We start from the raw sequence: 13,860 nt of genomic DNA on the forward strand, positions 1-13,860 counted from the left end.
GCGATGCTCCGTCGCCTGTGGCCCCTGACGCTTCGCGGAACCGGCGCGGCGCTGCTGGCGCTGGTCTGCTTCATCGTCGCGAACGAGGTCGGGATCCCCGAGCTGATGTACTTCGGGATGCTGCTGGTCGCCGTCCTCGCGGCCGCGGTGGCCTCTCTCTACCTCACCCGCCACGCCGACTCGGTCACCCGCTCACTGGCACCGGACACCGTGGGGGTCGGTCGCGCGTCCGTCGTGCGGGTCCGGGTCGGAGTGCGCACCGCCCTGCCCACGCCGCCGGGCACCTGGGCGGACGCCCTCCCCGCCGGGCTGGACGGCAGGGCGGGCGGGGTCTTCCCCGCGCTCGGCTCCGGGTTGCGCGGCTCGGATCGGGTCGTCGACCTCGCCTACACCGTGACCGGGGTGCGTCGCGGCATCCATCATCTCGGCCCCCTGCGGGTGGATTCCGCCGATCCGTTCGCGCTTGCCCGCCGGAGCACGCTGTACGGCCAGCGCACCCGGGTCACCGTCGCTCCCGCCGTCATCGACCTCCCGCCGCTGACGGGCCTCGCCGGCGAAGCCGGGGGAACCCTGCAGACGCAGAACAATCAGCCCGGCCAGGGCGCGGACAACCTGATCGCGCGTCCGTACGCTCCCGGTGACTCCATGCGCCGCATCCACTGGCGCGCAACCGCCCATCGCGACGAGCTCATGGTCAGGCAGGAGGAGCAGGAGGCCACGCCCGAGGCGACGGTCGTGCTCGACCGCGGCGTCCTGCGATGGTCGACCGAGGCCCTGCACGAACCCGGCGCTGACGACGCCTTCGAAACCGCGGTGTCGGCGTGCGTGTCGGTCGTCTTTCGGCTGGTGCGGGACGGGTACGGCGTGAGCGTGCTCGACACCGACGGCACCGAGCTGGTCGAGCGCATCGACGGCGGCGACACCGCCGCCGTCGACGACCTGGTCACCCGGTTCGCGACGGTGACCGCCCGGCGAGACGACCACCTGCCGCGCCTGGCACGCCAGTTCGCCGGGGTCATGACCGGGCCGATCATCGTCCTCACCGGACGGCTCGACCCCGCAGACGTCGACGCTCTGGCACCGATCGTGCACCACTCGACCTTCGCCGTGCTGCTGGCCGCCTCGCCGCGCAGCGGCGCGCTGGACCGCGCGGGCGACATCGGCTGGCATGCCGTGCATCTCGACCCGGACGGCGACCTCGTGCAGGAGTGGGCCGCCGCCGGCGAGCGGGGGGTGAGCCGTGCCCTCCGCTGAGCCCGCGTCGCGCAGGGGCGCCGACCTCCTCCTCACGGCGGGCGTCTTCGCCGCCCTCATCGCCGCGCTCCTCCCGCTCATGCGCGTGGTGCGGCCGACCGGATGGCTCCTCGGCACCCTGGTGCTGGTGGCCGCGGTCCTCGCCACCGGGTACGTCGCGCGTCGCCTGCGCCTGCCGGCTGTCGCGGTGTCGCTCATCGAGGTCGTGGTGTGGGTGGCCTTCGTCACCGTGGTGTTCCTCCGCGACAGCGCCTTCCTCTTCGTCATCCCGGCCGTGGAGACCTTCCGCGACATCCCCGACATCCTGGGTGCCGCCGGGGAGGAGATCGCCCTCGGTGTGGCGCCGCTCACCCCGAGCGCGCCGCTGTCGATGCTGATCGTCGGAGCCACGGGGCTCCTCGCCGTCGTCATCGACCACGTGGTGCTCACCGCCCGGATGCCGCTTCTGGCCGGCGTCGGGCTGATCGCGGTCTCCCTCATCCCGGCGATCGCCGTCCCGGCCGAGATCGACGTGGTGGCGTTCGTCCTCCTGGCCGCGGCGATCCTCTTCCTCATCCGCACCGACACCCGCATGCGGGAGGAGCCGGGAAGCGCGGAAGCGACCCGCGCCACCGGTGTCTCGGCGACAGCGGTCGGCATCGGCGCCATCGCCGTCGTGGTCGCGCTCGTCGCCACCCCGCTCCTGCCCCAACCGGTGATCCGACCCGCAACGGGCAATCTCGGGCCGGGACCCGGCATCGACGCGACCCTCCAGCTGGGTGACGACCTTCGCCGACCCCGCGAGGTGGAGGTGCTGCAGATGCGCAGCGACGCCCCCACCCCGCCGTACCTCCGGGCCACGACCCTCACCGAGTTCACGGGGGCGGTGTGGGAGCCCGACAGCGGGCGTTCCTATCCGCTCGACAGCGCCGAGGCGCTCACGGCCCTGCCGGTCGATCCCGAGATCCAGGTCGCGGAGTATTCGACGACGGTGGAGATCCGAAACCTCAACTCCACCTGGCTTCCGGTCTCCTACCCCGCGACCAGCATCGAAGGGCTCGACGGGGTGTGGGGCGCGTTCCCCTACAACCGGACCGTCGAGGCACGGCAGGGCGGGACGCAGGGGCAGGACTACGAGGTCATCTCCCGGGTCCCCCGCCCCACGCTCGAGCAGATCCGCGCCCGGTCGGCCGGAGGTGAGGGCGTGCGCGCCGACACCCTCGGGCTGCCCGTCGATCTGCCTCCCATCGTCGGCGAGCTCGCCGCCGAGGTGACAGCCGGGGCGGCGTCGGATTACGACGCGCTCCTGGCGCTGCAGAGCTGGTTCCGCGGAGCCGACTTCCGCTATTCGCTCGAAGCGCCCGTCGAGGAGGGTTTCGACGGCAGCGGCGCCGAGGCGGTCGCCCGCTTCCTCGAGGTGCGGGAGGGCTATTGCGTGCACTACGCCTCGGCGTTCGCCCTGATGGCGCGCACCCTCGGCATGCCGAGCCGCATCGTCGTGGGGTACCTGCCGGGAACCTCGACCGGCGACGCCGTGGACTTCCAGACGGTGTACTCGGTGATGTCGGGTCAGCTCCACGCATGGCCGGAGATCTACTTCGAGGGCGTCGGGTGGATCCCCTTCGAACCCACCAACGGTCTCGGTCAGCCGACGCGCTTCTCCCCCGAGGCCTCCGCTCCCGGCGAGACCGCCGACGGCGCCGACGACGCTCCCGCGCCGTCGACTCCCGCAGAGGTTCCCGACGCGGTCGACCCCGACACCGGTGAGCCGCTGACCCCGGATGCCGGTACGGCGGCCCCCGACGACGCGGTCGACGCGCTCCCGGCGGTGACGGCGGTCCTCGCCGTACTCGTCGTGCTGGCCATCCCGCTCCTCGTCCGCGAGCTGCGCCGCCGGCAGCAGCTGTCCGCCGCGCGGGCGGGAGATGCGGCCGCGGCGTGGGCAGTCGTTCAGGACACCGCGATCGACCTCGGCATCCCGTCGCCGGTCAGCGAGAGCCCGCGCGCCCTCGGCGCCCGCCTGATCGCCGAGGCGGGTGCCCCCGCCGATGCGATGGGCGTGCTCATCCGCGCGATCGAGCGTGCCAGCTACGCACCGGGCGGGCGTCACGGCTTCGGCCAGGGCGAGGCGACGGCGACGGCGGCGGGCGAGGTCAGGGCCGGGTTGCTGGCGGCGGCGCCGCCGGGGCGGCGGCTCCTCGCCCTCGTCGTGCCGCGCTCGCTGATCATCCGCCCGGGGTCGCTCTACGCCGGCGCCGGTCGCGGCGCCTCCCGCCCTGCCCGCTGACGCCCCGGCCGCTGTCGCCCCGCCCCTCCCGCCCCTCCCGTTCCCGCGAGAGTGCAACGGGGCGCCGAGGACGAGGGGTGTACCCGCATCCTCGGCGTGCCGATGCACTCTCGCCGGGGGTGAGGGGTCAGCCGGGGGGGAAGGCGGGGGCGGGAGGCGGAGGTGGGGGTGGGGGTCAGCGCGGGGAAGGCAGCCGCTCGGCGGCCGCGTCCGCCGAGGGGCCCTCGAACTCGTCCGTGGCGGGACGATCCGCAGCATCCGCCCGGGAGTCATCCCCATCCGCGGAATCGTCGTCGAACGGCACGTGCCCGCGGGGCGCGTCGTACAGGCCGGCGTCGAGGATGCCCTCGCGCTTGGCGACGATCGTCGGTACGAGCGCCTGACCGGCGACGTTGACCGCGGTGCGCCCCATGTCGAGGATCGGGTCGATCGCCAGCAGCAGGCCGACACCTTCCAGCGGCAGGCCGAGCGTCGACAGCGTCAGCGTGAGCATCACGGTCGCCCCCGTCGTGCCGGCCGTCGCGGCCGAGCCGACGACCGAGACCACCGCGATGAGCACGTACTGCCAGATCGACAGGTCGATGCCGAAGAACTGGGCGACGAAGATCGCGGCGATCGCCGGGTAGATCGCCGCGCAGCCGTCCATTTTCGTCGTCGCGCCGAACGGCACGGCGAAGGAGGCGTACTCGCGGGGGACGCCGAGGTTCCGCTCGGTCACGCGCTGGGTCAGCGGGAGCGTGCCGATCGACGACCGGCTGACGAAGGCCAGCTGGACGGCAGGCCAGACGCCGGAGAAGTACTGCCGGATCGACAGACCGTGGCTGCGGAGCAGTGTCGGGTAGACGACGAAGAGCACGAGCGCGAGGCCCGCGTAGACGGCGAGCGCGAACCACGCCAGGGTGGTCAGCTTCTCCCAGCCGTACTCGACGACGGCCGAGGCGATGAGGCCGAGGGTGCCGAGCGGCGCGATGCGGATGATCCACCACAGCACGCGCTGGATGACCTTGAGAGTCGACTCCGTGAAGGCGAGGAAGGGCTCGGCGCGACGCCCGAGCTTGAGTGCGGCGATGCCGACCGCGGCCGCGATGACGATCACCTGCAGCACATTGAAACCGACGGATGACACGGCGGCGCCCGTCTCGGCGTCCACCGACGTCGACACGGTGAGGCCGAAGACGTTCTGCGGCACGAGGCCGACGAGGAAGTTCCACCAGGTGCCGACCGTCGCCGGCTCGGCGGCGGTCAGCGCGGACTCGTCGACGCGGGCACCGGGCTGGATGGTGACGCCGAGCACGATGCCGATCGAGACGGCGATGAGCGCGGTGACGGCGAACCACAGCAGCGTCTGACCCGCCAGTCGCGCCGCGTTCGTCACGCGCCGCAGCTGCGCGATGCTGGCGACGATCGCGAAGAAGACGAGCGGGATGACCGCGGTCTTGAGCAGAGTGACGTAGGAGTCGCCGATCGTGTTCAACGTCGCGACGAGCGCGTTCGGAGCGCCGTCCGCGAGCGGGCCGATCTGCCGTGCGACCAACCCCAGGACGACCCCGAGCACGAGAGCCAGGGTGATCTGGAATCCGAACGAGGTCAGGATCCGGCGACTGCGGGACTTCTCCGGCGTCGTGGGCCGGGAGGGTGCGGGGGAAGCGCTCGTGGCAGAACTCATGTCTCTCCTGTGGGGGGTCGGCCGTCCGGGGGGAACGGCCGGGTCGAGGCTACGACGCGCCGCGCGGCGGCTGTCGACGTGTGACCCCGGATGACAACGACCCCCACCCCCGCGATCATTCCCCCGCGCCGCTCCTCGCTTCGCCCCTTCCCGCGGCGAGAGTGCATCTGGGCGCCGAAGGCGCGGGGTTCACCCGCATTCTCGGCGCCCAGATGCACTCTCGGCGGGCGGGCGGGCGGGCGGGCGGGCGGGTGGCGGGGCGAGGGGCGGGGCGGGGGGAAAGGGAGAGGCCCCTCATCCCGGGGGGACGAGGGGCCTCGACGCGGAAGCGACAGGATTTGAACCTGCGAGGCGAGTTACCCCGCCTACATGGATTCCAGCCATGCTCCTTAGGCCGCTCGGACACGCTTCCGTCGCCGACTTTATCACGCAGCCCGGGGCCGCCTCGGCGCGGTCACCAGCCCATCGAGCCCACGACGCCCTTGAACGGTCCGGCGACGCGCGAGGTGATCCACCCGCCGTAGAAGCCTCCGGGTTGGGGGGTGACGGTCTCGCCGTCGACCGTGCAGCGGTCCATCACCTGCGCGTATACGGCGACCCGATCGGCCAGCAGCTCGTACCCGGCGCTCGGCCGCGGGTAGTTCCACGCTGCGGCGGGTCGATGCTCCCCGCCGCCGTGGACGTCGAGGTAGCGCGCCGCACCCTTGAACTCGCAGAACGACGAGCCGACGCCGTCGGTGAGCGCGCCGTCGACGAACGCCGTGATCGGCAGGTAGTACACCGGCGGATGGCTGGTCTCGAGCACACGGACCACGTCGCCGGTGTCCACGATCAGCTCGCCGCCGAGGACGATCGTGACGCGGGCGTCGACCTTCTCGATCCGCGGTGGCCGCGGGTAGTCCCAGACCGATTCCTGCCCCGGTGCCACGGGGTCCGGTGACGGATGACGCATGATCTCAGGCTACGCCCGAGGCGAGGCGGCGGCTCGGGATGCCGAACAGCGGCGAACCGGCGCGAAATCGCCCTCCCCGCGTCATCCGCTGGTTGACTGAGGGGGTGACGCAGGTGGCGATGTTCCCCCTCGGCAGCGTGCTCTTCCCGCACGCGCCGCTGGCGCTGCGGATCTTCGAGCCGCGCTACCTCACGATGCTCGGACGGCTCCTCGACGAGGAGGATCCGCGATTCGGCGTGGTGCTCATCGAGCGCGGGCCGGAGGCAGGCGGCGGCGATCAGCGCACCTCGGTGGGTACGCTGGCCCGGCTTGCGCAGGTGCAGGTCGGCAAAGACGACATCTTCGTCCTCGCGGTGGGCGACGAGCGCATCAGGGTCGACGCCTGGCTGGATGACGACCCGCACCCCCTCGCGGAGGTGACCCCCCTCCCCGCCTTGACCTGGGACGACGCGCTCACCCCGTTGCGCACCGAGGCCGAGAGCATCGTGCGCCGGGTTCTGGGGAAGGCGGATGCTGCGGGGCTCGCCTCCTACGACCCGAACATCGAGCTGTCGGAAGACCCGGTCGGATCGGCGTGGCAGCTCGCGGCGATCGCACCGCTCGGCGAACTCGACCGATTCACCCTGCTGCAGGCCACCACGATGGGCGGCCTGCTGCGGCAGATCATCGACATGACCCTCGACATCGAACCCGTCATCGGCGGTGACGCGGCATCCGATCCATTCTCGGGAATGTGAATCGGCCCGAGCGGGTTGTGCTCGGCATGAAGAGTTTCGGCACGCTGTCCTTCGGTCACTACGGCCCGCTCGGCGGAGGCCGTCAGCTCACCGCCGGGGACTCGATGCTCCAGGCGATCGACCTCGCCCAGGGCATGGACGACCTCGGGGTGAACGGCATCGCCTTCCGCGTCCACCACTTCGCCCGCCAGCAGTCCTCGCCCATGCCGCTGCTCGCCGCGATCGCGGCACGGACCCGCCACATCCAGATGGGCACCGGGGTCATCGACATGCGCTACGAGAACCCCCTGTACCTCGCCGAGGAGGCCGCGTCGGTCGACCTCATCTCCGGCGGGCGCCTGGCGCTCGGCGTGAGCCGGGGTTCACCCGAGACCGTCGTGCGCGGCTACGAGGCGTTCGGGTACACCGGCGCGAAGGACCCGCGGGGTGCCGATCTCGCGCGCGAGCACTTCGCGACCTTCCTGCACGCGATCGATGGCCACGGCATCGCCGAGCGCGACCCCTCGAGCCCCTTCGGCGGCGGAACCGGACTGCAGCGGATCGAGCCCCACTCCCCCGGCCTGCGCTCGCGGATCTGGTGGGGTGCGGGCAACCGCGAAACCGCCGAGTGGGCCGGCCGCACGGGCGTGAACCTCATGTCGTCGACCCTCCTCACCGAGGACCGCGGTCTGCCCTTCGACGTGCTCCAGGCCGAGCAGATCGACGCGTTCCGCGCCGCCTGGCGAGAGGCCGGTCACCCCGGGGAACCGCGGGTGTCGGTGAGCCGCTCGATCTTCCCGATCACCACCGCCGAGGACGAGATGTTCTTCGGCGGTCGGCAGGACGGCGACGGCGTCGGCTACATCGACGGCTTCCGCTCGACCTTCGGCAAGACCTACGCCGCCGCCCCCGACGTGCTCGTGGAACAGCTGAAGGAGGACGCCGCGGTGATGAGTGCCGACACGCTGATGCTGACGATCCCGAGCCAGCTCGGCGTCGCATTCAACCTGCGACTCGTGGAGTCCTTCGCCCGGCACGTGGCACCCCACCTCGGATGGGTGCCGTCCACGCAGAGTCTCGTGGCGAGCTGATCGCCGGCGTCGACTCCTACGCCAGCCCCGAGACGCGCACCCCGAGCCACCCGGCGAGGTCTGTGATCTCAGCGCGCACCATGTCGGTCTCCTCGGCGTCGAACGCCACGAACTCGTGGACCGCGTTCACACGCAGCACCTCGTTGTCGCGATCGACCTCGGCGTCCACCATCCCGACGAAGCGGTCTCCCATCAGCACCGGGTGGGCGAAGAAGCCGTAGCGGCGCTCCGCTTTGGGTTTGAACTGCTCGAGGACGTAGTCGAAGTCGAACGCCTCCGCCAGGCGTGGGCGGTCGAACAGGATGCTGTCGTACGGATTGAGCAGGGCCACCCGGCCGTCGACCTCTCGGTCGGCGGCCTCGAGGGCTTCCGGGTCGACCCGCCATCTCCAGGTCGATCCTTCGACCTCCGCCGCCACACCGGCCTTCCCCACGCGCGACCACCCCGACCCCTCCCGCGCGATTCCCGCGGCCCTGAGCCGACGGGTCTGCAGCTCGTGCGCGGCGGTCTCGTCGTCGACCTCGGGCAGATCGGCCGGGTACACCCGCTCGGCGAGATCCCACACCCGGGTGCGGCCTTCGCGCCGGGTCACCGCCACCTCGCCGCGCCGCGCCAGAAGGTCGAGCATCAGCGGCACCTGGTTCGATCCCGACCATCCATCCGGGCGCTGGGCCACGGCAGCGGTATCGGGGATGTCGCGAGAGGTCAGCGGTCCCTCCGCGCGAAGACGTGAGAGGACATCGGCGCGAAACGCGGCATTCGCCGCGAGCCAGTGTCGACTGCTCTCCCGCTCCGGATGGCGACGCATCGCGGGACGGAAGAGGGGCAGCATGCTCATCGGGTGGAACGCGCCCTGGAACTCGAACAGCAGCCGGTCGACCTCCACCGCCTTCTTCAGCTGTCCGCTCTCATACGACCAACCGATCCGCGACCACAGCACGGTGTGCTCGCACGGCGCGATCACCGAGGTGGGGTCGATCTTGATGTACCCGAGCTGCTCGGCCACCTCCACGACGTCCCCGGGTCGATCGGCGTCCAGCAGCTGCGCGCGCACGATGATGCGCCGGGCCTGGTCTCGGGTGAGTCGGTGCGCCACGCGTCGAGTATCCCCTGGTGCCCCGGCCCGTTGTCGAGGAGTGCGGCGTCTTAGCCGGCCGGATCGGACCGCGTGCAGGAATAGGGCGATCGCCCGATACACCGTCCCCGCCTCAGAGAGCAGAGTCGACGCGGAGTCGATGACAGGAGGATGTTCGATGGATGCGATGACATACGCCGCGAGCCGGATGGCCGCGCAGCGGGCGGAAAACCTGGCGTCCGACCTGCGTCTGCGACAGGCGCAGGCCCGGCAGCTCGAGGCGAGGAAGGCGGATGCCGCGGCGCGCGGCGTCCGCGAAGCGAATCGGAGGCCCGCGGCCACCGCCGACTGCTTCGTACTGGCAGGACCCGCGACATGAGGGCGTTCTGCCTCGGCTGCGGAACGCGGACGGCGCGGACGCCCCGCAGCCCCTCGAATCTGCCGAAGGCCAGTGTCACCATATGACCATGCCCGCGCCCGCTTCGAGCCCTCGCATGGTCGGTCGTGCCGCGGAATGGGAGATTCTCGGGGAAGCACTCGAGGCCTCTCGCAACGGCACACCGCGTTCCGTCGTCGTGCGCGGCGAGGCGGGCATCGGGAAGACCCGCCTAGTGCAGGAGCTCCTGAACGAGGCTCTGGCAGCGACAGACGCGCAGCTGCCGACGGTGGTCGCCGTCGGTCAATGCGTCGACCTCGGCCCGATCGGGGCACCGTTCGGACCGGTGCGCCGCGTGCTGCGTGATCTGCACGCCGCGATCGGCACCGAGCCGCTGCGCGAGGCGGCCGGATCACCCGCGGCCGCGGCCACCCTCGCGGCGTTCGTGCCGGGCATCGAGACCGAGATGTCGGCACCGCCTGTGCCGACGAGCCACTTCGCCGAGGCGATAGAAGCGGTTCTCGAGAACCTCTCGATGTCGCGGCACCTCGTGATCGTGATCGAGGACCTCCAGTGGGCGGACGCGGCGACGCTCACCCTCCTGAAGACACTCGCCGGTACCCTGCGGGGCCGCCACCTCACGATCGTGGCGACCTACAGATCGGACGACATCGACCGATTCCACCCCCTGCGTCCCGTCCTCGCCGAACTGGACCGCACGCGCGCGATCGTCCGCATCGAGTTGCGGCCCCTGACCGCGGACGAGGTGGCCGAGCAGGTGGCGTCGCTCGCCGCGGACCTGGACGACACGGCACTGACCGCTCTGGTCGAACGCAGCGGCGGGATCCCGTTCCTGGTCGAGGAACTCGTCGACCTCGGCGGCGCGGAGCTGCCCGACACGCTCCGCGAGCTCGTCCTCGCGCGCTACACGCGGCTCAGTGACACCGCGCAGGAGATCGCGCGGGTCATGTCCGCCGGCGGCATGCACACCGAGCACGCCGTCCTCGCCGCGGTGGCGGGCCGAGACGACAGCGTCGTCGACCAGGCCATCCGGGAGGCGATCGCGTCCCACCTCATCCTCGCCGAGGGCGACGGATACACCTTCCGGCACGCGCTGACCCAGGAGGCGGTCCACGACGAGATGCTCCCCAGCGAGCGCGTGCGGATCCACCGGCGGTACGCCGAACACCTCGCGACCCACCGCGCGGAGGCTCCCGAGGCGCTGTCGGCGATCGCCGAACACTGGCTGATCGCCCGTGAACTGACACCCGCATTCGACGCCACCGTTCGCGCACTGCAGCACTCTCGCGCCACCTTCGCCCCGGCGACCTCGGTCAAGCTCGCGGAAAGGCTCACGGAGCTGTGGTCCCAGGTCCCGGATGCGGCAACGCGATCGGGGACGACCCTGGCTGAGCTTCATCTCGATGCCGCTCAGGCGTGGCACGACCTCGGCGATCCGGAGCGCGCGCTCCGGGCCGCCCAGGAGGGTCTCGCGGCCGATCCGCAGGATCCGCTCGTGCACGCCGCGCTCATTCGCCAGAAGATCGTGCAGGAGTTCAACACCGATCGGAATCCCGATCACGAGGAGCTCCTCGGCGCCATCGCCCTGCTCGAGGGGATCGACACCGACGCATCCCGCGTCCTGCAGTCCCGCATTCTGTCCAACCTCGCTCTGAGCTACCCGGACGGGCGAGCGGAGGCGTACCTGCGCAGGGCCGTGACCCTGGCGGAGGGAGCCGGCGACGAGGTGGCACTGGCCATCGCCCTGGTCAACGAGTCCTGGCGACAGTCCGACGCCATGGGTGACGAGGTCGCCGCTCTCGCCCCGCTCGAGCGGGCTCTCGGGCTGCAGGTCAATCCCGCCGTGCGGGTATACGTCGGTGCTGCGTACGTCGACCTGCTCGCTCGCCTGGGACGATACGACGAGGCGACGGCGGTGGGAGAAGCCCACTTCGCCGACGCGGTGCGCGGCGGGATCGAACGGGGATCGGGCGGATCGGTGGCCGTGCAGATCGCGCACGCTCACTTCTGCGCGGGCAGGCCCGAGGAAGCGAAGCGGTACGCCCAGCGCGCCCGTCGGCTGCTGGACCGTCCGTCCCGCGCGGCGGTGATCCGTCTGCTGGCCACCCATCACGCCTGGAACGATCAGCCCGCCGAACGCGACGCTCTGCTGCTCGAGAAACGCGCCACCATGGACGCCTCCCGGCACGCCCACCCCGAGAAGCACGATTGGTGGGAGCAGGAGACGGTCGACGCGGTGCTGATGTCCTCCGCCGGGCTGCGGGTGACCGTGGGCGCGGAGAGCGGCGCGGCGTGGGAGCAGCGGATCGCACGACTCCGGGCCGTCGTGGGAGAGGGCAAGGCGGCTGCCGCCCGACGGTTCACAGCCATCACGGCGGCGATGATGATCCGCGCCCTGTCGGGTAGCGACGTCGGCGAGCGCGCCGCCGAGGATCTCTCCCTTCTTCGCGACGGCCTCGCGGGGGCGGCGCAGCAATGGCCGAGAACGGGTCTCACTCCGAAGATCCTCGACTTCATCGACGCCCTGTCAGCCGACACCGACGGTCGGAGCGCCGTGGATCGCGCCCGCCGCTGGCGCGGCATCGTGGATGCCGAGGGAGAGGGCGTTCTGCCCGTACGTCACCAGCTCGTCGCCCGGTTGAGCCTCGCCGCCGCTCTCATCGACGCCGGGGAGCGGACAGCGGCCGCGGCCGAGCTCGATCGGATCATCTCGCAGGGACCACCGGCGGGTCTTGCCCGCGTGGCGTTCTGGGCTCACGATCTGGTCGAACGCGCGGGAATCCATCCGGCCGCCGGCGCCACCCCCCTCGCTCCCGTGTCCCTGGGCCTGACCCCCCGCGAACGTCAGGTCCTGGCCCTTGTCGCACAGGGCCTCACCAACGCACAGATCGGGGCCCGGCTCTATATCAGCCCGAAGACCGCATCGGTGCACGTCTCGGCCATCCTGGCGAAGGTCGGCGCCTCCAACCGTGCCGAGGCGGCCGCGCTCTTCAGCTCGGGTGCGGGCGCCGTCGGGGCACCGTGAGAGTCACCCCGTCGACCCGTTCCTCTCGCCCAGCCGATGGGCGTCGTAGGCTGGCCGCGGGACGAAGGGGGATGCCGCGATGGGAGCGCTTCACGAACGGACGCCGGCACGCGTCATCCGGGTGGCGGGCGCCGTGGGAGCCGCACTCGCGGTCAGCGTCGCGCTGTCGGGCTGCGGGATCGTCGAGCGGATCGTCGCGGACGGTGAGACACCCACCCCCACGCCGACGGCGCCCGTGGCACCCACCCCGACCGGCCCCGACCCGGTCCTGGCGTGGGAGTGCGGTCAGATCAGCGCCCTCAGCGGCGTGGCGATCCGCACGAACTTCGAATACCAGACCGGGCGGCTCGACGAGGTCGAGTACGTCTCACGCCTGGCCGCGCTTCAGGACGCGTGGGTCTACATGCCCACCTACGACACCGCCATCACCCCGTTCATCTACGACGTGCAGGTGCAGGCGGCCGCCGATCCGTCCGGCGCCAATCAGGGCTACATCGACGCCATCAACGCGGCGACGGCGGCCTGCCAGGAGGCCGGCTCGCTGGCGGTGATCACCCCGCTGCCGGAGATGGGCGGCTAGCCCCCTCGGGCAGCACGAGAGGGAGCTCCCGCGACGCGTCCCAGGGGCGGGTCCATCCGACACTGTCGAACAACCCGTCCAGCAGCATCCCGGTGAAGCCCCAGACCAGGTGCTCGCGCGCGCCGTCGCGCACGAGGAAGCCGGGACCACGCCATTCGCGACCGTCTCGACGGATCACCGTGACGCCGCGATTGGCGGGATCGAGCAGGTCGGCGACCGGGGCGCGGAACACGTCGGCGGACTCCGCCTCATCGACCACGCGCACCGGAGACGGCCGACGCCACCAGCCGATGACCGGGGTCACGAGATGACGGGAGTACTCCAGCGGGATCGGCCCGAGGGTGCCGAGCACCTCCACCCCGTCGGGATCGAGTCCAGTCTCCTCCTGCGCCTCCCGCAGCGCCGCCGCCACGGGTCCCTCATCGTCGTCGTCCACGCGTCCGCCGGGGAAGGCGACCTGCCCCGGATGCGAGCGCAGCGTCAGCGCCCGGGCAAGCAGGAGGACGTCGAGGTCGCGGGAGACCGCACCCGTCGCGGTGCCCTCGGCACTGGGCTCAGCGTCGAGCACGCCGAAGAGGATGAGCACCGCGGCATCCCTGGCGTCGGAGACGTCGGCGAGGTTCGCCACCCGGTCGCCGAGACCCCCGCGAGGGTCATCCGCCGCGGCGCGCACGAGCTCGCGGAGCGCCTGTCGCGCGGCATCCGCCGCCGGAGCTGGAGTCACCCTGACAGCGTACGCGGCGCCCCGCCATCCGCTCCGCTGCCCGCCATCAGGACTTTTCCGCTCGCACGGATGCAACATCACGTTCAGGTAACGCACGGGTAGCGTCCAGACTCA

The 13,860-nt window shown here is 71.7% G+C and carries 11 protein-coding genes and 1 tRNA gene; 7 read left to right on the plus strand and 5 right to left on the minus strand.

From position 1 onward, the window contains the following. The first annotated feature begins 3 nt into the window (after positions 1 to 3). Together MA875_RS09210 and MA875_RS17805 are read left to right on the plus strand one after the other, a co-directional pair. Positions 4 to 1,254: a DUF58 domain-containing protein gene (locus MA875_RS09210; protein WP_248241967.1), complete on the plus strand. Its 1,251-nt coding sequence runs from the start codon at positions 4 to 6 to the stop codon at positions 1,252 to 1,254. Next, positions 1,241 to 3,520 (plus strand): transglutaminase TgpA family protein, encoded by a 2,280-nt coding sequence (locus MA875_RS17805; RefSeq protein WP_248241969.1) that lies wholly within the window; start codon positions 1,241 to 1,243, stop codon positions 3,518 to 3,520. Before MA875_RS09210 ends, MA875_RS17805 begins: the two co-directional genes overlap by 14 nt. 175 nt (positions 3,521 to 3,695) lie before the next feature. On the opposite strand, the gene MA875_RS09220 is transcribed toward MA875_RS17805, so the two are convergent. The 3 genes from MA875_RS09220 to MA875_RS09230 all read right to left on the minus strand — a co-directional run bounded on the left by MA875_RS09220 (position 3,696) and on the right by MA875_RS09230 (position 6,138). Continuing rightward, complete coding sequence (locus MA875_RS09220; RefSeq protein ID WP_248241970.1) at positions 3,696 to 5,186, minus strand: dicarboxylate/amino acid:cation symporter; 1,491 nt, start codon at positions 5,184 to 5,186, stop codon at positions 3,696 to 3,698. Positions 5,187 to 5,509: 323 nt separating this feature from the next. Continuing rightward, positions 5,510 to 5,598, minus strand: a tRNA-Ser gene (locus tag MA875_RS09225). 42 nt (positions 5,599 to 5,640) lie between these two features. Then, a complete protein-coding gene (locus MA875_RS09230) occupies positions 5,641 to 6,138 on the minus strand; it encodes a DUF427 domain-containing protein (RefSeq protein WP_248241971.1) in 498 nt (165 codons plus the stop codon). Positions 6,139 to 6,242: 104 nt separating this feature from the next. Between MA875_RS09230 and MA875_RS09235 the strand changes: the two genes are divergently transcribed. Together MA875_RS09235 and MA875_RS09240 are read left to right on the plus strand one after the other, a co-directional pair. After that, entirely contained in the window at positions 6,243 to 6,875 is a 633-nt protein-coding gene (locus MA875_RS09235; protein ID WP_248241973.1) for an LON peptidase substrate-binding domain-containing protein, read from the plus strand. Between the two features lie 26 nt (positions 6,876 to 6,901). Beyond that, positions 6,902 to 7,945 carry an LLM class flavin-dependent oxidoreductase gene (locus MA875_RS09240; RefSeq protein ID WP_248242124.1) on the plus strand — a complete coding sequence of 348 codons (1,044 nt, stop codon included), beginning with the start codon at positions 6,902 to 6,904 and terminating at the stop codon, positions 7,943 to 7,945. A gap of 16 nt (positions 7,946 to 7,961) precedes the next feature. Here MA875_RS09240 and MA875_RS09245 read toward each other — a convergent pair whose 3' ends face one another. Further along, positions 7,962 to 9,041, minus strand: coding sequence for a DNA glycosylase AlkZ-like family protein (locus MA875_RS09245; protein WP_248241974.1), 1,080 nt, complete (start codon positions 9,039 to 9,041; stop codon positions 7,962 to 7,964). A 157-nt stretch (positions 9,042 to 9,198) separates the two neighbouring features. Here MA875_RS09245 and MA875_RS09250 point away from each other — a divergent pair, with 157 nt between their 5' ends. From MA875_RS09250 to MA875_RS09260, 3 genes are all read left to right on the plus strand, one after another. Continuing rightward, positions 9,199 to 9,399 carry a hypothetical protein gene (locus tag MA875_RS09250; RefSeq protein ID WP_248241976.1) on the plus strand — a complete coding sequence of 67 codons (201 nt, stop codon included), beginning with the start codon at positions 9,199 to 9,201 and terminating at the stop codon, positions 9,397 to 9,399. Between the two features lie 88 nt (positions 9,400 to 9,487). Continuing rightward, complete coding sequence (locus MA875_RS09255; RefSeq protein WP_248241977.1) at positions 9,488 to 12,442, plus strand: helix-turn-helix transcriptional regulator; 2,955 nt, start codon at positions 9,488 to 9,490, stop codon at positions 12,440 to 12,442. Positions 12,443 to 12,521: 79 nt separating this feature from the next. Continuing rightward, on the plus strand, positions 12,522 to 13,022 hold the full coding sequence (locus MA875_RS09260; RefSeq protein ID WP_248241978.1) for a hypothetical protein: 501 nt from the start codon (positions 12,522 to 12,524) through the stop codon (positions 13,020 to 13,022). On the opposite strand, the gene MA875_RS09265 is transcribed toward MA875_RS09260, so the two are convergent. Next, positions 12,994 to 13,746, minus strand: coding sequence for an NUDIX hydrolase (locus MA875_RS09265; protein ID WP_372492558.1), 753 nt, complete (start codon positions 13,744 to 13,746; stop codon positions 12,994 to 12,996). The genes MA875_RS09260 and MA875_RS09265 overlap by 29 nt on opposite strands. Positions 13,747 to 13,860: the final 114 nt, after the last annotated feature.

Source organism: Microbacterium kunmingense (assembly GCF_023155745.1).
Taxonomy (GTDB): Bacteria; Actinomycetota; Actinomycetes; order Actinomycetales; family Microbacteriaceae; genus Microbacterium; species Microbacterium kunmingense.